Annotated in this window: 16 protein-coding genes; 4 read left to right on the top strand and 12 right to left on the bottom strand. The window is 62.9% G+C overall.

What is annotated here, in order from left to right:
• The 11 genes from murD to ACFVSI_RS00030 all read right to left on the bottom strand — a co-directional run bounded on the left by murD (position 1) and on the right by ACFVSI_RS00030 (position 12,752).
• Positions 1 to 1,590, bottom strand: a complete 1,590-nt coding sequence (gene murD, locus ACFVSI_RS00080; RefSeq protein WP_387818952.1) for a UDP-N-acetylmuramoyl-L-alanine--D-glutamate ligase — start codon at positions 1,588 to 1,590, stop codon at positions 1 to 3.
• On the bottom strand, positions 1,572 to 2,681 hold the full coding sequence (gene mraY, locus ACFVSI_RS00075; protein WP_144662576.1) for a phospho-N-acetylmuramoyl-pentapeptide-transferase: 1,110 nt from the start codon (positions 2,679 to 2,681) through the stop codon (positions 1,572 to 1,574). Before mraY ends, murD begins: the two co-directional genes overlap by 19 nt.
• The gene (gene murF / locus ACFVSI_RS00070) at positions 2,678 to 4,168 is read right to left on the bottom strand and encodes a UDP-N-acetylmuramoyl-tripeptide--D-alanyl-D-alanine ligase (RefSeq protein ID WP_387818951.1); all 1,491 of its coding nucleotides are present in this window, start codon (positions 4,166 to 4,168) and stop codon (positions 2,678 to 2,680) included. Before murF ends, mraY begins: the two co-directional genes overlap by 4 nt.
• A 6-nt stretch (positions 4,169 to 4,174) precedes the next feature.
• Positions 4,175 to 5,806 (bottom strand): UDP-N-acetylmuramoyl-L-alanyl-D-glutamate--2,6-diaminopimelate ligase, encoded by a 1,632-nt coding sequence (locus ACFVSI_RS00065; RefSeq protein WP_387818950.1) that lies wholly within the window; start codon positions 5,804 to 5,806, stop codon positions 4,175 to 4,177.
• A gap of 101 nt (positions 5,807 to 5,907) precedes the next feature.
• On the bottom strand, positions 5,908 to 7,704 hold the full coding sequence (locus ACFVSI_RS00060) for a peptidoglycan D,D-transpeptidase FtsI family protein (RefSeq protein ID WP_387818949.1): 1,797 nt from the start codon (positions 7,702 to 7,704) through the stop codon (positions 5,908 to 5,910).
• A 42-nt stretch (positions 7,705 to 7,746) separates the two neighbouring features.
• Entirely contained in the window at positions 7,747 to 8,409 is a 663-nt protein-coding gene (locus ACFVSI_RS00055; RefSeq protein WP_387818948.1) for a hypothetical protein, read from the bottom strand.
• Positions 8,406 to 9,434 carry a 16S rRNA (cytosine(1402)-N(4))-methyltransferase RsmH gene (gene rsmH, locus ACFVSI_RS00050; protein ID WP_387818947.1) on the bottom strand — a complete coding sequence of 343 codons (1,029 nt, stop codon included), beginning with the start codon at positions 9,432 to 9,434 and terminating at the stop codon, positions 8,406 to 8,408. The genes ACFVSI_RS00055 and rsmH overlap by 4 nt, the downstream gene beginning before the upstream one ends.
• Positions 9,435 to 9,568: 134 nt before the next feature.
• Positions 9,569 to 10,000, bottom strand: coding sequence for a division/cell wall cluster transcriptional repressor MraZ (gene mraZ / locus ACFVSI_RS00045; protein ID WP_026542500.1), 432 nt, complete (start codon positions 9,998 to 10,000; stop codon positions 9,569 to 9,571).
• A 520-nt stretch (positions 10,001 to 10,520) separates the two neighbouring features.
• A complete protein-coding gene (locus tag ACFVSI_RS00040) occupies positions 10,521 to 10,889 on the bottom strand; it encodes a DUF3040 domain-containing protein (protein WP_387818946.1) in 369 nt (122 codons plus the stop codon).
• 238 nt (positions 10,890 to 11,127) lie between these two features.
• Positions 11,128 to 12,390 carry a DNA polymerase IV gene (gene dinB / locus ACFVSI_RS00035; protein ID WP_387818945.1) on the bottom strand — a complete coding sequence of 421 codons (1,263 nt, stop codon included), beginning with the start codon at positions 12,388 to 12,390 and terminating at the stop codon, positions 11,128 to 11,130.
• A 92-nt stretch (positions 12,391 to 12,482) separates the two neighbouring features.
• Positions 12,483 to 12,752, bottom strand: coding sequence for a hypothetical protein (locus ACFVSI_RS00030; RefSeq protein ID WP_387818944.1), 270 nt, complete (start codon positions 12,750 to 12,752; stop codon positions 12,483 to 12,485).
• On the opposite strand from ACFVSI_RS00030, the gene ACFVSI_RS00025 reads away from it, so the two are divergent.
• Both ACFVSI_RS00025 and ACFVSI_RS00020 read left to right on the top strand, forming a co-directional pair.
• Positions 12,751 to 13,041, top strand: coding sequence for a hypothetical protein (locus ACFVSI_RS00025; RefSeq protein ID WP_387818943.1), 291 nt, complete (start codon positions 12,751 to 12,753; stop codon positions 13,039 to 13,041). The two genes, ACFVSI_RS00030 and ACFVSI_RS00025, sit on opposite strands and share 2 nt — an antisense overlap.
• The gene (locus tag ACFVSI_RS00020; RefSeq protein ID WP_387818942.1) at positions 13,038 to 14,132 is read left to right on the top strand and encodes a polyprenyl synthetase family protein; all 1,095 of its coding nucleotides are present in this window, start codon (positions 13,038 to 13,040) and stop codon (positions 14,130 to 14,132) included. Before ACFVSI_RS00025 ends, ACFVSI_RS00020 begins: the two co-directional genes overlap by 4 nt.
• A 120-nt stretch (positions 14,133 to 14,252) precedes the next feature.
• Here the strand turns inward: ACFVSI_RS00020 and ACFVSI_RS00015 are convergent, their stop codons facing one another.
• Positions 14,253 to 14,606, bottom strand: coding sequence for an Rv2175c family DNA-binding protein (locus ACFVSI_RS00015; RefSeq protein ID WP_387818941.1), 354 nt, complete (start codon positions 14,604 to 14,606; stop codon positions 14,253 to 14,255).
• Between the two features lie 257 nt (positions 14,607 to 14,863).
• Here ACFVSI_RS00015 and ACFVSI_RS00010 point away from each other — a divergent pair, with 257 nt between their 5' ends.
• Both ACFVSI_RS00010 and pknB read left to right on the top strand, forming a co-directional pair.
• Positions 14,864 to 16,201, top strand: coding sequence for a LysM peptidoglycan-binding domain-containing protein (locus ACFVSI_RS00010; RefSeq protein ID WP_387818940.1), 1,338 nt, complete (start codon positions 14,864 to 14,866; stop codon positions 16,199 to 16,201).
• A gap of 78 nt (positions 16,202 to 16,279) precedes the next feature.
• Positions 16,280 to 18,331 (top strand): Stk1 family PASTA domain-containing Ser/Thr kinase, encoded by a 2,052-nt coding sequence (pknB, locus tag ACFVSI_RS00005; protein WP_387818939.1) that lies wholly within the window; start codon positions 16,280 to 16,282, stop codon positions 18,329 to 18,331.
• The last annotated feature ends 47 nt before the right edge of the window (positions 18,332 to 18,378 follow it).

The raw sequence follows: 18,378 nt of genomic DNA, 5'->3' as shown, positions 1-18,378 counted from the left end.
TTACTCCTCGGTGGTCTGTGCCTGCCCTTCCACAAGCTCGCGAACTGCCTGGACGAATGCGTCGCCACGGTGAGCGTAGGAAGAGAACTGATCCATGGATGCAGCCGCCGGCGCCATGAGGACGGTATCACCGGAGGTGGCTACGCCCGCCGCGGACGCCACAGCCTGGGCCATGACGGTCTCGCCGAAAATTGGCGAAGCTGCGTTACCGGCTGCGGTCTGCACACTCTCAGTGTCACCCTTGGGCTGGGATATCACGGGGACATCCGGCGCGTGTCGCTGGAGCGAGGCCTCAAGCTGGCCGGTGTCCGTTCCGATGAGGACCACGGCCTTGAGCCGGGGTGCGTGTTCCTTGACCAGATCGTCATAGTTGACGCCCTTGGACAAGCCTCCGGCAATCCAGACCACGTTCTGGAAGGCCGAAAGGGCCGCCGAGGCAGCGTGCGGATTGGTCGCCTTGGAGTCGTTGATCCACAGGATGTCGTTGTGCTTTGCCACCAACTGGATGCGGTGGGCGCCGGGCAGGTAGTTCACGAGGCCCTGCTTCACAGCTGATGGTTCAACACCGTAGGCCCTGACCAGTGCTGCAGCTGCCAGTGCATTGGCCACCATGTGGCGCGGGGCGACGGGACCAAGGTCCGCCATGGCAGCGAGCTCTGCCGCGGAGTCCTTGCGCTCGGCGATGAAGGCACGGTCCACGAGGAGGCCTTCCACCACGCCCACCATGCTGATGGCCGGAGTGTTGGTGGTGAAGCCGATGGCACGGCAGCCCTCCACGACGTCCGCATTCTCCACCATGCGTTCTGTTTCGATCTGCTCGGCATTGTAGATCGCGGCCTTTTGGGTGTTCTCATACACCTTGGCCTTGTCGGCCAGATAGGACGCATAGGAACCATGCCAGTCCACGTGGTCCTCGGCGACGTTGAGGCATACGCTTGCCACCGGTGACAGGGAGTGGCTCCAGTGCAGCTGGAAGCTGGACAGCTCCACCGCAAAGACATCGTAGTCAACAGGGTCCCGGAGCGCGTCCAGGATCGGTGTTCCCACGTTACCCACGGCGATTGCCTTCAGGCCGGCGGCCTGCAGCATGGATTCGGTCATTCCCACTGTGGTGGTTTTGCCGTTGGTTCCGGTGATTGCCAGCCACTCGGTCGTCTTGCGTCCTTCACGGACGCGCAGGCGCCAGGCCAGTTCGACGTCGCCCCATACCGGGATGTGTTTACGCTTGGCTGCCGCGAGCAGGGCTTGGTCCGGGCGCCAGCCGGGCGAGGTCACCACCAGGTCAGGCAAAGCGTCGTCGATCAGGGGAAGTGCGTTGACGGCGTCCTCCCCGAGGAGGACATCGACGGCACCCACGATTTTAAGGGTGTCCGCCTGGGCCTTGGCTTTATCGGTGGTTGCGGCGTCCACCACCACCACCTTGGCTCCAAGCTCGATCAGTGTGTCGGCGGCAGAGAAGCCGGACAGGCCGATGCCTGTCACGACAACCCGCAGCCCGCTCCAGTCGGCATCCCAGCTGGTGAGGTCCTTGAGCCGGTCGGAGGTGGAAGTCTTTGTCTCGGGGCTTTCGTTCACAGCAGCACCACCCATTCAGCGTAGAAGATTCCCAGGCCCGCGGCCACGAAAAGCCCGGCGAGGATCCAGAACCGCACCACCACGGTGACTTCCGCCCAGCCCTTCAGTTCGAAGTGGTGCTGGAGCGGGGCCATCTTGAAGACCCGCTTGCCGCCGGAGAGCTTGAAGAAACCGACCTGGATGATGACCGAGAGGGTAATGAGGACAAACAGGCCGCCAATGAAGGCCAGGAGCAACTCTGTGCGGGAGAGGATGGCGAAGGCTGCCACTGCTCCGCCGATGGCCAGCGAGCCGGTGTCCCCCATGAAGATCTTGGCAGGTGAAGTATTCCACCAGAGGAATCCCACGAGGGCGGCGCTGAGGATGGCGGCGAGCAGGGCGAGGTCCATGGGGTCACGTACCTGGTAACAACCGCTGCCGAATTCCCGGGGAGACCCGCAGGCCTGGTTGTTCTGCCAAATGCCCATGATCGTGTACGCGCCGAAGACCATGATGGAGGCGCCGGCGGCCAGGCCGTCCAGGCCATCAGTAAGGTTCACGCCATTGGTGGCCGCCGTGATGATCAGGTTGGACCACACAATGAACAAGATGGCACCCAGGACAGTCCCGCCGAACGCGAGGTCCAGCCAGGGAATGTCCCGCACCAGCGAGATCTGCGTCGAAGCGGGCCGGAGTCCGTCCTCGTTCGGGAACTGCAGGACCAGCACGGCGAAAATGATGCCGACAGCCGCCTGGAGAATGAGCTTGGCGCGGGCATTAAGGCCCAGGCTGCGCTTGTTGGAGATCTTGATGTAGTCATCGAGGAACCCGACAAAGCCCATGCCGACCATGAGGAACAACAGCAGCAGCCCGGACGCCGAGGGACCGGCTGAACGTGGATTCATCATCCACATGATCAGGTGGGTCACGAAGTAGCTGATGAGCACTGCCGCCACCACGACGGTTCCACCCATGGTGGGGGTGCCGCGCTTGGTGTGGTGGGAGGTGGGCCCGTCATCCCGGATGAATTGCCCGTAGCTCTTGGCTACCAGGAACCTGATGAACAGGGGTGTGCCAATCAAGGCCACCAGAAGGGCGACGCCGGCGCCGATCAAAAGTGCAATCACAGCAGCTCGTTCCCTTCGCTTGCGGCAGCTTCTGCCGCGCTTTCTCCGGTGGGCTCGGCCCGTGGAGGTAATGCTATCCGATCACCCAAGTGCCTCAGTCCAACCCCATTGGAGGACTTGAACAACACGAGGTCGCCCGGCCTGAGTTCGTTCTGCAGGAGCTCGTAGGCTTCCTCCACGGTTTCGGTGAAGGAGCACTCATCGCCCCAGGAGCCTTCCTGGATTGCTGAAACATAGAGGGCGCGTGCTTCGCGTCCAACAACCACCAGGCGGGAGATGTTCAGCCGCACTACCTGTGTGCCCACCGCCGTGTGCTCGCGGATGGAGTCCTCCCCCAGCTCAAGCATGGCTCCCAGGACAGCCCAGGTCCTCCGGCCTTGCCCGATGTCTGCCAGGGTGCGCAGTGCTGCGCGCATGGATTCAGGGTTGGCGTTGTAGGCGTCGTTGATGATGGTGACGCCATCTTCGCGTTCCGTGCGTTCCATCCGCCACCTGCTCGCGGCCTGCTGCGAACTCAAGGACGATGCGATGTCGACGGCGGGAATGCCGGCGGCGAACGCCGCGGCAGCGGCGGCAAGCAAGTTCGTCACATGGTGGGCGCCGATAAGGCGGCTGTGAACATGTACGGACGGGCCGCCGTCGGGAAGTACGAGATCAAAGCCGGGGTAACCGTCAGCGTCCACCACCACGTTGCGGGCCTCGACCTCTTCGCTGGTTGCCGGCTGGGCGGAGAATCCCAGCACCTTCGCCTTGGTCCGTGAGCGCATGGCAGCCACGCGGCCATCGTCAAGATTGAGCACAGCGGTGCCGTTTTCGCTGAGGGCTTCGACCAGTTCACCCTTGGTTTTGGCGATGTTCTCCACGCCACCGAACTCGCCGGCGTGCGCCGTACCAACCATCAGGACCACCCCGATGTCGGGTTTGACCATGCCGGCCAGGTACTTGATGTGCCCCAGGCCCGTGGCACCCATTTCGATGACCAGGAAGCGGGTCCCTGCGTCAGCTGCGAAAACTGTCAGCGGGACGCCGACCTCGCCGTTGTAGGAGCCCTGCGGAGCCACTGTGGCCCCGGCCGTGGACAAAACTCCGGCCAGGAGGTCCTTGGTGGTGGTCTTCCCGGCAGAGCCGGTAATGCCAACCACCGTGAACTTCTCGCCGCGCTGCTCACGCTCAGCCCGGATACGGCGCACGGCTTCAGCGGCCAGGGCGCCCATGGCCAGGACGGCGTCGTCCACCACGACGGCGGGATATGGGTTGCCGTCGGAGTCGGCCACTTCGCGTTCGGCCAGGGTCAGGACGGCACCACGGGCGAAAGCGGCGTCGACGAAGCTGTGGCCGTCGGCGTGCTCGCCGGGCTTTGCCACATAGAGCGAGCCGGGCGTGGCCTCCCGTGAGTCAGTGACCACAGAGGAGGGCACGATGCCCGGATCTCCGGTCAAGCGGCCATGGGTGATGTCGGCGATCTCCGCCGCAGTAAATGCAATCATCTCGGTTTAGGACTCTATCCGCTGGTCCGATGAAACGCTGAATCCCCTGGATGTCAAGGCAGCCCTCAGTTCCACCCTGTCGTCCAAGGCAAGGTTCACGCCCTTCACTTCCTGCCAGACCTCGTGGCCACGTCCGGCAATGAGGATGGTGTCCTTTGCCGTGGCCGCCTCCACGGCACGGCGGATGGCAGCATCGCGCGGGTAGGATTCGACGATTTCGCAATCCAGGTTTTCTTCCTCGCGGGCCGCGTAGGCGCCCGCCAGGACTTCCGCGCGGATCGCCGCTGCGTCCTCGTCGTGGGGGTCGTCATCGCTGACGATGACCACGTCCGCGAGCCGGGCGGCAATGGCTCCCATGGTGGGCCGCTTGCCCTGGTCTCGTTGGCCGGTCGCACCGAAGACAACGATGACCCGCGAACCTGGCTCAGGCGAGCGGACGGCTGTCAGGGCACGGGCCAGGGCGTCCGGATTGTGCGCAAAGTCAACCACTGAAGCAGGCTCCGTAGAGACGAGCTGCATGCGCCCGGGAACCGCTACGGTAAAGGGATCATGGGCGTCGAGGGCTTCCTGGAGGTGTGCTTCCTCCACGCCGGAGGCAAGGACCATGAGGGTGGCCAGCGCGGCGTTGGCCACGTTAAAGTCCCCCGGCAAGCCCGTGTGGACGCGCAGGGCCCGGCCATCCCGGTGCTTGAGCTCGAATTCCGATCCGAGACCGCGCGGGTTGACGGAGGAGACGCGCCAGTCAGCGTCACCGCTTGTAGCCGAAAGAGTAGTCACGGGGATGTCGGCCTGCCCGGCAAGCCTCCGGCCCCATTCGTCGTCCACGGTGACAACAGCCTGGCGTGCACGGGCGGCCGTGAAAAGTTCGGCCTTGGTGTTGAAGTACTCCTCCATGCTGCCGTGGAGGTCCAAATGGTCCTGGGTCAGGTTGGTGAATCCAGCTACTTCGAACATGACGGCGTCCACCCGGCGGTACGAGATCGCATGCGAAGAGACCTCCATGGAGGCGGCATCCAGTCCCCGCTCACGCATCAACGCCAGCAGCGCATGGACGTCCGTGGACTCAGGGGTGGTCAGCAGGCTCGGAATGGGCTCTCCCCCGGCCACGATTTCGATGGTCCCGATCAGTCCGGGACGCCTGCCCAACGCGCGCAACAGGGAGTTGATGAAGTAGGTGGTGGTGGTCTTGCCGTTGGTTCCGGTGACACCGAACAACGACGGGAAGGCTGCGTCCGCCGGCTGGCTGCGGTAGATCAGGGCAGCCAAAGGTCCGACGGCGGCCCGCGGCTCCTCGACGATGATGACCGGGACGGGTTGTTCGGCTGCCAGCGCAAGCTGGCGCGCACCGGCGTCGTCCGTCACCACGGCGACGGCACCGGCGTCGATGGCCTGGGGAACGAAATCGGCGCCGTGCCGGGTCGCGCCCGGCAAGGCCAGGTAGAGGTCGCCCGCTTCCACAGCGCGGGAATTCAGCGTGATGCCTGTGACGCCGATGTCCAAGCTGCCCTCAGGAGCGGCGACTCCCAGCGCACCGGCAATGGAGGCCAAGGGCACCGCAGCCACCGACGCGGGACGGAAGCCTGACCGTCCGGTGTCCGGCGTCGCAGTATTGGAAGCTGGCTCGTTGTGCTCTGACACGTAGTTCTCCGTTGGTGCTCGTGGAACGACCGGCCCAGGGCCAGCGGCGCCCGGGCCGTAGTTGTGGATCGAATGGTGCCTGAAACAGACGCCCAAAAAGCTTACTTGACGAACTGGGGCAGCCGCGCGGGAGTTCCTGTGGAAGGAGCCACGTTGTAGGTCCTAAGGACCTGTGACATCACTGAGCGGAATACCGGCCCATTGGTGATTCCGTAGATATTTCCCTTGGGCCGCTGCAGGACTACTTCCACGACGAAGCGGGGGTCATCCATGGGAGCCATACCCACCATCGATGCCGTGTAGCCGTCGAATCCCGGGAGTCCGTCTTCCCGGGGTGCCTGCGATGTACCGGTCTTGGCCCCAACCCGGTATCCGTCAATCGCAGCGTCCTTGATCTGCCCCTCGGTCACCGCGCTTTCCAGGATGTCGCGGACCTGCTGGGCTGTCTCTTTGGAGACCACCTGGCGGGAATCCTTGGCAGGGGCTTTTTGCTCTTGGCCGTCCGGATGGATGTACCCGTCAATCAACCGGGGCTGCAGCATCACACCGTTGTTGGCGATGCTTTGGAAAGCCCGGACTGTCTGGAGCGTCGACTGCGAGACTCCCTGTCCGAACAGCACCGTGTACTGCTGGCGTTCATCCCACTGGTCGGGCGTAGCGAGGATACCCGTTGCTTCGCCCGGGAGACCAATGTCCGGCTTCTCACCGATGCCGAATTTTTTCAGCCAGTCATACCGTTGCTCTTTGCTCAGGCGGCTGCCGACCATCACCGTGCCGGTATTCATGGACCAGCCAAGGATGCCCGCAAGGGTGCGTTCTTCGGTGCCGTGTTCGAAAGCGTCCGTGAATGTCTGGCCGTCAATCGTGTAGGCAGACGGGATGGTGAAGTGGTCCAGCGGGAAGGACTTGCCTTCCTCGATGGCCGCCGCAGCCGTGATCATTTTCTGAACCGATCCGGGCTCGTAGGCTGCGGTCACTGAACGGACGCCACGGTCCTTGGCGTCAACCTTGCCGGGATCGTTGGGGTCAGGGGCGTTGGTATCGGCCACAGCGATGAGGTTGCCGGTCTTGACGTCCATCACGACGATGGAACCCCACTCGGCGTTCATCTTGTTGACCTGGCTCTGGATTGCCTGTTGCGCGAAGTACTGGATGTCCGTGTTGATGGTCAACTTGACGTCGCTGCCGTCTACCGCCGGCGTCAGCTCGTCCGTGGCCACGGGGATGCGGAGACCATCTGCGCCGATCTCGAAAACACGCTTGCCTTCGGTGCCGCGAAGAACTTCGTCCTGGGTTTGCTCAATACCGGCCTGGCCCGTAGTTCCATCCTTCAGGAAACCAATCACCCCGCCGGCCACACTGCCGTTCGGGTACACCCGCTTGCTCACGCCTTCGGCGCTGAGCCCGGGGATGTACAGCTTGGTGATGCGGTCTTCCAGCTCAGGCTTGATGTCCTTGGCAACGACGAAATAGCGCTTGTCCCCCGTCAGGGACTCGCGCATCTTGGAGACATCGCTCCCCAGGAGGGCAGCAAGATCCGTGATGCCCTGGTCCCGGGTGATCTCGTCGAGCTTTTCAGTTTTCTCGTTGTACCGGTGGAATGTCGCTGTGTTGGTGTTGACGGTCTGGTCGACCACGATGTTGTACCTGATGACACTGCTTGCCAGGACGGTGCCGTTGGCATCCAGGATCTGGCCGCGCTCGGCGGGGAGGATCTGCGGGGTCAGCCGCTTGGCAAGGGCAGCCTCGGCCATCCCACCCATGTCCAGGCCCTGCACCATGAACAACTTGCCACCCACCACCAGCAGGAGGCTCAGCATGATGCCGAGCCCAACACGCAGCCGCCTACGTGCCACCGGCGTCTTCGTTTTTTTCGATGTGCCGGGGTTCTGAGCCACGTCTATTCCTTGCTGCTGGCCTTGGTTCAGTGGACGGATGGACTATTGCCCGGGTGTCTTCTGCTGCGGGGCCGGGACCGACCCTCCATGAAGATCCACCGGCGGTGTCGCTGCCGGAGAAGCGGGAGCAGCAGGCGGGGTTGCCTGTGCTGCCGGCGCTGCGGGTGTAACTGGCTTGAGGTTCTCCAGCGGATCCTTGGTAGTCACCGAAGGAACGACATCAAGGACACCTCCCACGGCGGGCGGAGCAAGAACAGCACCAGGGTTCTCGCCCTTGACTGCGGGAGTGGCCTTACCGGTCACTGTCATCGTGTTCAGGTCAATCTGGCCTTTGACGGTGGAAGGTACCATTCCCAATTCTGTAGCCTTGGCTGCCAGATTCTGGGGAGCTTCGTAGTTCTGCTTCTTCTGTGTCAGGTCCTGGTTTTCCTTGTTGAGCGTGGCAGCCTGCGCTTTGAGCTGCACCAACTGGTACTGCGCCGTGGACACGGAGATGTTCAGGACAAGGACGGTCAGGAGCGCCGCGGCCATGGCGACGAAGCACAGAACCACGAAGGGGGTCCTGCGCCGGCCCGGGGCGCTGCGTACCAGCGAGAGCGGCGTGCGGGTCCTGCGGGCACCATCAGGTTTGCCAGCGGGAGTCGGAAGGGCGCGGGCGGTGTTGCCCACCACGGAGGGCAAAGTCCTCGCTGCGGCGTTGCTCATGCGTCTCTCCTCGGTTTGATGCGTTCGACGGCCCTCAGGCGTGCAGAGGCTGCCCGGGGATTCTCGGCGATTTCGGCCGCCGTGGGCACTTCCGTTCCTTTGGTGATGGTCTTCAATTCAGGTTTGTGTTCTTCGAGCTCCACGGGGAACCCGAGCGGGGCTGAGGATTTGGAGCCTTTTTGGAACACGGATTTCACGATCTTGTCTTCCAGGGAGTGGTATGACATGACCACGACGCGTCCGCCCAGGGCCGTAGAGGCTACGGCGGCCGGAACTGCGCGCTCCAGGACATCGAGTTCTTCGTTGACCTCGATGCGCAACGCCTGGAAAGTCCGCTTGGCCGGGTGTCCCCCGCTCTTTGCCGCAGCCGCCGGGACCACGCTCCGGATCTGCTCCACCAGTTCACCGGTTGTCGCAAAGGGCTTCTCAACCCTGGCGTTGACGATCCTGTTGGCGATACGTCCGGCGAACTTTTCCTCACCCCATTTGCGGATGATGCGGACCAGGTCTTCCTCGCTGTACGTGTTCACGACGTCGGCAGCAGTCTGCCCACGGCTCGTATCCATGCGCATGTCCAGAGGAGCATCGTAGGAGTAGGCGAAACCACGTTCGCGTTCGTCCAGCTGCAAGGAAGAAACCCCGAGGTCCATCAGGATTCCATGGACCTGCGGGATGCCGAGGTCATCCAGCACGTCCTCGATTTCGTCATACACGGCGTGAACCAGGTCCGTACGCTGTGAAAAGGGATCCAAACGGGCGCCGGCCAGCGACAATGCTTCCTCATCCCGGTCGATGCCGACCAAGTGAAGATCGGGGAAGCGCTGCAGCATCGCTTCGGAGTGCCCTCCCATGCCGAGGGTCGCATCAATGGCAACGGGAGTTTCTCCCCGACTCCGTGCGGCTTCAAAGCCGGGAGCGAGCAGGTTGATGCAGCGGTCTTTCAGGACGGGCACGTGACGCTCAGATGTGGGCTTTGCCGCGTCCTGCTCTTCCACGCTGCCTCCTCTTTCCTCAGTTACGTGCATGGTGATTCTTGAATCGGATCCCCATCCGCGCCTATCGTCCGGCCGGCCTGGCTCAGGGGAAGTTGAGCCAGGAAGACTGTTCGATGGGCGGCTGGAGATCCCATTCAAGAAGCGGTACTGCTTCCACTGACCGGTTAGATGAACCCGGGCAGATTGTCGTCATCCGTTTCCGAGAAGGCTGCTTCCTTCTCGTTGAGGTACTCGTTCCAAGCTTCGGCATCCCAGATCTCGGCCCGGGTTCCGGCACCAATCACGGCCAGTTCCCGCCCCAAGCCTGCGTATGCACGGAGCGCCGGCGGAATTGTCACGCGCCCCTGCTTGTCAGGTACTTCATCCGAGGCTCCGGACAGAAAGACCCGGATGTAGTCACGTGCCTGCTTGGAGGACAAAGGCGCCTCCCGCATCGACTCGTGGATACGTTCGAATTCCTTCTGGCTGAAGACGTAGATGCAGCGCTCCTGGCCCCTTGTGAGAACCAGCCCCTCTGCCAGTTCCTCGCGGAACTTGGCGGGAAGTATGATTCGGCCCTTTTCATCCAGACGAGGTGAGTGAGTGCCCAGAAACACTGGCCCCACCGCCCCTCAGTCAAGGTGCCCGCACATACCCAACACTGCCACTACCCTCTTATGTGCTCCACTTTACTCCACAACGCCCCACAGTCAACGCAGACATCGGCGTTTCTCCACCACATTGACATTCCGCAAGGGCGGACTGGCGCGGATCTGCGGGGGTGGAGCGATGTGGAGGCCACCCGAGGGTCGGCGGCCAGCCCACCGTCGCTTCCCGACGGGAAAAGGGTCCTGGGAGCACTCGGGAGCCGCGATCGCTGCCTCACGGGAGGAAAGTGGAGGGGGTGGTGGGAAATGGAGGGATAGGAGTCCTGCCGCTTAACAGCAAAAGGACCCGCGGATGAACGGGTCCTTTGTATGAGAGGTCAGTGTTCTAAGAGGTCAGTGTTTCATGAGATCACTGTTCTGGATGGCAATGCTGAAGAGACTGGCTCTCCAGGAAGAATCTCAGGGCATGCCGAATTCGGGTTGACAATACACGCTGCGCCCTGTGCCCCGTCAGGGACGCTCAGCTGCGTCAGTGGTCGTCGCGGCGCCGTTCATCCCAGCGCTCTTCGAGGCTGCTCATGAAAGTGCTCTTGGGCTTGGACTTCGCAGGTTTTCCCTTGCCGGCCTTTCCGAAAGCTGATCCACGCAACGTAGCGAAGTACACACCAGCACCCATGACAACGAAGCCGAGGACACCCACTGGAATCGCCTGCAGCGAAACGCCGACGAGCAGGAGAAGAATGCCGGCAATCGCGCCAAGGACGCCAATGATGACATGCCGGGTTGACCAGCTGCGGATGGGATCCGAACCCATGGTGTTGGCAAACTTCGGATCGTCCTCGTGAAGTTGCTTTTCAAGTTGCTCAAGCAGCTTCTGTTCGTGCTCCGAGAGGGGCATCGCGACCTCCTTTAGTCAGCCAGCGTCTGGACACAACGCGTCCTGTGCGTCTGCTTACCCAACGATCGGACCAAGAATTCCGTTCCCAAAATACCCTCTTGGTTCAGTGGGCATCCCGGGGCCGACTGTTCAGGAAACAGTTTGTCCAGACGATCTAAATCTCTGTAATAAATAGGATAGTTTGTCCACGGCCGTTCTGAAAGACGCCCGGGACCATGCGGGACCAAGGTCACAGGGGTCAACGATCAGAGGCAGGCTTGCCTGGCTCCAGCAGTCGGGCAGGAAGCAGCGTCTTGGACCCAAACCGCTGCGAAACCCTGTCCAAGGCCTGCTCGGCGGCACGCCAGTTGTCATCCCGGCGGTCCAGGCTCAATTGCATCGACGTCTGGCCAGCCGGTTCGAGTTGCTCGGCCCTGACACCCACCAGCCGGACGCTCATTGCGCGGGACCCCAAGGACTCAAGAAGCTGCACGGCCACCTGGTAGATCAATTGGGCACTGTCGACGGGTGTGTGCAGGGTGCGGCTTCGGGAGACCGTGGAGAAATCGGCGTAGCGCAGTTTCAAGGCAACCGTCCGGGCAAGCATTCCGGAGTTCCGAAGCCGGCTGGCGGTGCGGTGGGACAACCTCAGCAACTCCCTGTGCAGCAAGGCATCATCGGCCGTGTCAACAGAAAAGGTTTCTTCAGCACCAATGCTCTTCTCAAGCCTGGTGGGCGTTACCGGCCGGGGATCGACACCCATGGAGAGCCTGTACACGTGCTCGCCACTTGCACCAAGAACCTTCTTCAGGGAGGACAGAGGGGTCGCAGCGACGTCGGCGACCGTTCGGATCCCCATACGCGCCAGAACCTCACCGGTCTTGCCGCCCACGCCCCACAGCGCACTGACGGGAAGGCTATGAAGGTACGCAAGGGTATCGTCGGCGTCGATCTGCAGGATGCCATCGGGCTTGCACCGGGTGGAGGCGATCTTGGCCACGAATTTGCTGCCAGCGATTCCCACCGAAGCCGTAATCCCGAGCTCCGAATGCACCCGTCGCCTAATCAGGTGGCCAATGTCCAACGGTGACCCCAGTCGGCGGATGGCCCCGCCTACGTCCAGGAACGCTTCATCCACGCTCAGCGGCTCCACCAAGTCCGTGATGGAGGCAAAGATCTCCATCAGCTGCGCTGAGACCTCGTAGTACACAGTGTGGCGGGGATTGATTATCACCGCGGCAGGGCACCGCCGCATCGCAATGGACATCGGCATGGCGGACTTGACCCCGGTGGCACGGGCTTCATAGGAAGCGGACAGAACCACAGACCGCTCTGCGGGGAATCCAACGATCACGGGCTTGCCGCGCAACTCGGGCCTGCTCCGGAGTTCCACGGAAACGAAGAACGCGTCCATGTCCACGTGCAGAATGCTGGTTCGCCGCAATTCCCGCAGGGCATCTCCAGCACTGCGGGCTGGACTCTTGCCGGCGCTTGACTCGCCGCCGGGTGCTTCCTGCCTCACAACGGCAATACTATGCCCGGGCACTGACTAAACTGGAGGCAATGTCCGGCTCAGCCCCAGGAAGGATACCCTGTGAAGCTCTTTGGAACTCCTCAGTCGCGAGGGTTTGCCCTGCTCGCAGTCAGTGTCGCAGTGGCGGCCTCCGCATGCACGCCATCACCCGGCAGTTCGGCCGCACCATCGCCCACCGGCGCTTCCTCGTCGACGTCTGCCCCGTCACCGTCCGCTGGTGCATCCTCGGCCAGTGCCACCCCCTCCCCCGAGACCACCGGGTTCACCGAATCCAGCACCCCGGACCCGAATGCGACGGCCACGGTCAATGCACTGGTTCCCGGATTTCCCGAGCAGCTTATTCCTGTCATGCCCAAGACCTCGGTGCGGTCCAGCAGCTTCGACAAGAATGCCTCCCTCGCGACAGTGGCACTTGTCGGGGCAATCAAAGCGCCCCCGCAGGGCGTCGTGGACTACTACAAATCCTCGCTTGAAGCCCAGGGATTCAAGCTTGTCCCCGGGCCCGAGGCGGTGGGCAATGTCACGTCCTTGGACTTCGTCCGCGGTGACGGGGAGACAGTGAACGTCTCCATCACGCAGAAGGAAGGCGTGTCCACCTTCACCATCGGCGCCAACGTGGCGGCCGGGTCCATCAAGTGACGCTTAACTCCCCCGCGGCCGCCGAGCAGGCCCATTTCATCGATGGCGTCTCAGCCAAGCTCCACGGATTCCTTTCGGAGCAGCGGGACGTCATGGCGACGGTTTCGCCGGACGTCGCCCCACTCATCGGCTCGATATCGACGCTGGTCACAGGCGGCAAAAGGCTGAGGGCACTGATGTGCTATTGGGGCTGGCGCGGTGCCGGCGGGCTCGCTGACGATGCCGACATCGTCACCGCCGGTTGCGCCCTGGAACTCTTCCAGGCAGCAGCCCTGATCCATGATGACATCATCGACCGCTCCGATACGCGTCGGGGCGGTCCAAGCGTGCACAAGCGGTTCAGCCAACTCCATGAAGCGAACGGGTGGGCCCTGGACAGCGAACACTTTGGCGACGCCGCAGCCATCTTGACCGGTGATCTCTGCCTCTCGTTCAGCGAAGAAGCGTTCACCGACATCGGATCCCGCGCAGCCTCGGGCAGCCCGGCCCGCCGGATCTTCAACGTGATGCGGGCTGAGGTCATGGCCGGTCAATACCTCGACATCCTTGAAGAGGTGGCTGGCCCGGTCCGTGACCACGCCGGCTCCGTGGACAGGGCCAGGTCCATCATTCGCTACAAGTCTGCCAAGTACTCCACAGAGCATCCGCTCGCATTGGGCGGCGCTCTGGCCGGCGCTCCCAGCGATCTGCTCGAGGCCTACTCGAGCTTTTCGCTGCCCCTCGGTGAGGCCTTCCAGATGCGCGACGACGTCCTCGGCGTCTTCGGGGACCCTGCCACCACCGGCAAACCGGCAGGCGATGACTTGCGTGAAGGCAAACGCACAGTGCTCGTGGGCTTTGCCCTGAACCAGGCCCCGGCGGCCGACGCCGCTTTTCTTGACCGCATGCTGGGCAACCCGGATCTCGGTGCGGACGACGTCGAGCTGATTCGTCGCCTGATGGTCGAGTGCGGCGCTCTGGACGCTACCGAAGCCCTGATTGCACAACTGAGCGCGGATGCCTTTGAAGCACTGGAACGGTTGCCCTTGGATGAGGTTCCGCTTTTGGCACTGGGACAGCTCGCTGAAGCGGCAGTCAGCCGCGCGGCCTGACACGGAAGCCGGCATCTGCCGGGCGGCGCCAATGAGGCGATGACATGACGACGACGGCGGTTGGGGACCGCCGTCGTCGTCGTTTTATGTCTTTGTTTTTCCTGAAATGCGCAGACGCAATTACCAGGCCAGAGACTGTGCGCGGCGCCTGATCTCTGTTTTGCGTCCCTCACGCAGGGCGTCGATGGGACGGCCGCGCAGCGATTCATCGGGAGTAAAGAGCCAGATGATCAATTCTTCGTCGCTATAGCCGGCGTCGCTGAGCACCGCGATGGTGCCCTTAAGACTGTCGACAACGTGCCCGTCTTGTATAAACAGGGCGGGGACGGAGCGGATATTCCGTTCCCCCTGCCTGATGGCGACAATCGCACGCTCATCCAACAGTCCGTGGACTTTGGTGATGGAAACGTCCAGCAGCTCGGCGACATCCGGAAGCGGCAACCACTCGGAAACAAGGCTTTCTACATTACTCACGGATCAAGGTTGCCACGCCGCCCCGCCCCTCGCCTAGCCGGGCATCCAAAGGCCCGATCCGAACGCGCCCGGATCCCCCAATTCCGGCATCAATAAATGGTTTCAGCAATCTTCCTTGACTGGATTTGTTGTGCCGGGTCAATAAGTGTGAGAGATTCACACTGATCACACTTGCACCATTGATAACATCAGTAACATTGGCAACACTGACAACAGCGTTAACAATCAACCCCGCTGTTTGAGATGAGGACTCTTTCATGACGACGACCCGCTCGCCGAAACGAACCATGAGCATGCCCGTTATCGCGGCAACCACGGCTGCGCTTCCCGCCGTGGTTTTGTCGTCGCTCGCGCTGGCTCAACCGTCCGTCGCAGCGCCCGCACCCCAACCCCGGAAGCTTCCCGCCACCCTGGTTGCTGCCATTGAGGCCCAGGCTGCCACAGCGGGTACCGTGATCCCCGCGCAGGCGGTTCCCGCTACCCTTCCCGCGGCACTCCGCCCCATGGCACCTGCGGTACCGGCCAGCTACACCGTTGTCCGCGGCGACACCATCAGTGCGATCGCCCGACGGTTCAACCTGGATACTTCCGCAGTACTCCAGCTGAACAACCTGACCCCCACGACGCTCATATATCCCGGGCAGAGCATCAAGCTCAGCGGCACGGCACCTGCGGCCCCCGCCCCCAGCGCCCCGGCCGCATCCGGCTCCACCAGCACCGCCACCGTGTACACCGTGGTCTCCGGAGATACGCTCGGCGGCATCGCGGCCAAGCACGGGGTTCCTTTGTCGAGCATTTTCAGCTGGAACAACCTCAACGGAAGCTCCATCATCTACCCCGGCCAGAAGATCAAGGTCAGCGGCGGATCAGCTCCGTCAGCGCCAGCAACTCCTGCCCCGGCACCGGTACCCGCGCCTGCTCCCCTGGCGAGCACGGGCTCCTACACCATCAAGGCCGGCGACACCCTCAGTTCCATCGCCTCGCGGTTGGGCGTCCCGCTGTCCGCGCTCATGTCGGCCAATAACGTGACCGCAAGCACGGTCATCTACCCGGGCCAGAAACTGAGCATCCCGGGTAACAGCCTGCAGCCTGCAGGCGACACAACGCCTCTGGTTCCCAGCACCTTCCTTGGCTTCACCTATCCCCCGGCCGTTGTCAGCTCGGCCAATGAAAACAAGGCACTGCTCAACGCCTCCCCTGTACCGAGCCGCGCTGAAATGAAAAGCATCGTGGCAGACACAGCACGGCGGATGGGAGTCAGCCCCTCGCTGGCACTGGCCTTTGCGGAACAGGAGTCCGGATTCGACCAGCGGGCCGTTTCCCCGGCCAACGCCATCGGCACCATGCAGGTCATTCCGTCATCGGGCCAGTGGGCCTCCGATCTGGTCGGGCGCAAGCTGAACCTGCTGGATCCCTACGACAACGCCACGGCAGGCGTCGCGATCATCCGTGCACTGGTGGCCACGAGCAAGGATCTGGATACGGCCATCGCCGGCTACTACCAAGGCCAGTACTCGGTGAGCAAGTACGGCATGTACGAGGACACCAAGCGATACGTCGAGTCCATCAAGGCACGTCAGCGCACATTCGGCTAGGCCTGTCCCGTACCTCGGAAGGGGCCCGCATCCCGTGGGGATTCGGGCCCCTTCCGCAGTCTCGATTAGGATCGTAGGGTGCAAGAACCAACGCAGGACCACCTCATCGGGACCACCGTGGACGGACGCTACGTGGTCCGCTCCCGCTTGGCAAAGGGCGGGATGTCCACCGTGTATCTGGCCACGGACAGGCGTTTGGAACGCGATGTGGCCCTCAAGGTCCTGCACCCGCATTTGGCAAATGACCAGACGTTCCTGGAACGGCTCAGCCGCGAAGCAAAAGCCGCAGCGAGCCTCTCCCACCCCCACATTGTGGGCGTCCTCGACCAAGGCGAGGACGCCCACATCGCCTACCTCGTCATGGAGTACGTGAAAGGACACACCCTCCGGGATGTCCTGAACGAACATGGAACGCTTCCGCCACGCCTGGCTCTGGCTCTCATTGATCCGGTGATCGAAGGCCTGGCGGCAGCCCACAACTCCGGGCTGATCCACCGCGACATCAAACCTGAGAACGTGCTTATCGCGGACGATGGCCGGATCAAGGTGGGCGACTTTGGCCTGGCCAGGGCAGTTTCGGCAAACACCAGCACCGGAGCGCTGATAGGTACCGTGGCCTACCTGGCTCCCGAGCTCGTCCTCGGCCAGCCGGCCGATGCCCGCAGCGACATCTATTCGGCCGGGATCGTGCTCTACGAAATGCTGACGGGCAAACAACCGTACAGCGGCGATTCCCCCATCCAGGTGGCGTACCAACATGTGAACTCAGCGGTTGGCCGTCCCTCGGAAGCCGTCCCAGGCCTTGCCGAAGACCTGGACGAACTCGTTCAGTGGTGCACCGCCGTCGATGCCGAAAAGCGGCCAGTTGATGGTTCGGCCTTACTGACGGAACTGCGTCACATCCGCACGACGCTCACCGATGAGCAACTTGACCACCGGCAGCAGCCGGCCACCACGAACCTCTCCCAGGCACCCACGGCAGCCATCGTTGCTCCAGGTCCTTACAGCAATGCCACCGAAGCGATAGCGACCACCGCTTCACCCACGGAGTTCATTTCCCAGCAGAGCAACCCGACCACCATCATGGCCGCCGGTGGGACTTCCTTGCGGGCGCCGGCCGACGCCCCAGGCGTGGACACGCGGCCACCCGGCAAAAGGGACCTGAAGCGGATCGAACGGCAGCAGGCCAAGGACCGGGCCCGGGCGGCGGCAACTCCCGTGCGGCCACTCAGGGAAGGCAACCCCCGTCGTCGTGGACTTATTTGGACCGTGGTGATCGTTATTCTTGCGCTGTTGGCGGCCAGTGCGGGCTGGTTCTTCGGCATGGGACCGGGCGCGCCGGGAACCGTCCCGGATGTCAAGAACAAGACGGTCGCCGAAGCCCAGCAGCTGCTCCGGACCGCGGGCTTCCAGTCCGAACCCCAGGACGTTTTCGACGACGACATCCTCGCCGGTCTCGCCGTGGGCACCAAACCGGAATCAGGCGCCGAAGTCCGGAAGTTTCAGCCCATCACGCTTTTCGTGTCCAAGGGAGCCCAGCTGTTCCCCCTCCCGGACCTCACCGGTGGCACCCTCGACCAGGCAAAAACTGCACTGAATGGAGCACAAATGGCCCTGGGCAATGTCACCCAGGCGTTCGATGAGAAGGTGCCGGCGGGGGTCGTCATCGCCCAGGACCCCGGCAAAGGCAAGGAAGTCCGCCACGGCACACCCGTGGCCCTGGTGGTTTCCAAGGGCCCCCAGCCCATACCGGTCCCTGATGTGCGTGGGCTGGCGCAGGACGCGGCCGTCAAGGCCATCCAGGATGCCGGGCTGAAGGCTGTCATCGCTCCGGAGACTGTCAACGACAAGAGCGTCCCCAAGGGATCGGTGGTCTCACAGGCCCCGGCCAACGGCACGCTCATCAAGGGCGGGACGGTGACGTTGACGGTCTCGAAGGGGCCAAAGATGGTCAAGGTTCCAAGCTTTATCGGCAAGCAGGCAGCGGAAGCCAAGAGAGAGCTCGAGAAGCTGGGCTTCAAGGTAGAGGTCAACAACATTCTTGGGGGGTTCTTCGGCAGCGTCCGGGACCAGAACCCCGCCAACACCGATGCTCCGGAAGGCTCGGTGGTCACGCTCACCGTGGTGTAGGTCAGCGTAACCACGCAGCAACCATAAGGGCGCGGCCCGGGGAATCC

Source organism: Paenarthrobacter sp. NPDC057981, from assembly GCF_042886835.1.
In the GTDB taxonomy this organism is placed as follows: domain Bacteria; phylum Actinomycetota; class Actinomycetes; order Actinomycetales; family Micrococcaceae; genus Arthrobacter.
This window is presented reverse-complemented; position numbering and strand designations above follow the sequence as displayed.

What these genes read in the sequence shown, in the direction of transcription:
- ACFVSI_RS00025 (WP_387818943.1), top strand. Translation starts at nt 12,751, where the DNA reads ATGCCCAAGACCTCGGTGCGGTCCAGCAGCTTCGACAAGAATGCCTCC.
- rsmH (WP_387818947.1), bottom strand. Translation starts at nt 9,434, where the DNA reads ATGCACGTAACTGAGGAAAGAGGAGGCAGCGTGGAAGAGCAGGACGCG.
- ACFVSI_RS00030 (WP_387818944.1), bottom strand. Translation starts at nt 12,752, where the DNA reads ATGACAGGAATAAGCTGCTCGGGAAATCCGGGAACCAGTGCATTGACC.
- murD (WP_387818952.1), bottom strand. Translation starts at nt 1,590, where the DNA reads ATGGGTGGTGCTGCTGTGAACGAAAGCCCCGAGACAAAGACTTCCACC.
- ACFVSI_RS00055 (WP_387818948.1), bottom strand. Translation starts at nt 8,409, where the DNA reads ATGAGCAACGCCGCAGCGAGGACTTTGCCCTCCGTGGTGGGCAACACC.
- murF (WP_387818951.1), bottom strand. Translation starts at nt 4,168, where the DNA reads ATGATTGCATTTACTGCGGCGGAGATCGCCGACATCACCCATGGCCGC.
- ACFVSI_RS00040 (WP_387818946.1), bottom strand. Translation starts at nt 10,889, where the DNA reads ATGCCCCTCTCGGAGCACGAACAGAAGCTGCTTGAGCAACTTGAAAAG.
- ACFVSI_RS00010 (WP_387818940.1), top strand. Translation starts at nt 14,864, where the DNA reads ATGACGACGACCCGCTCGCCGAAACGAACCATGAGCATGCCCGTTATC.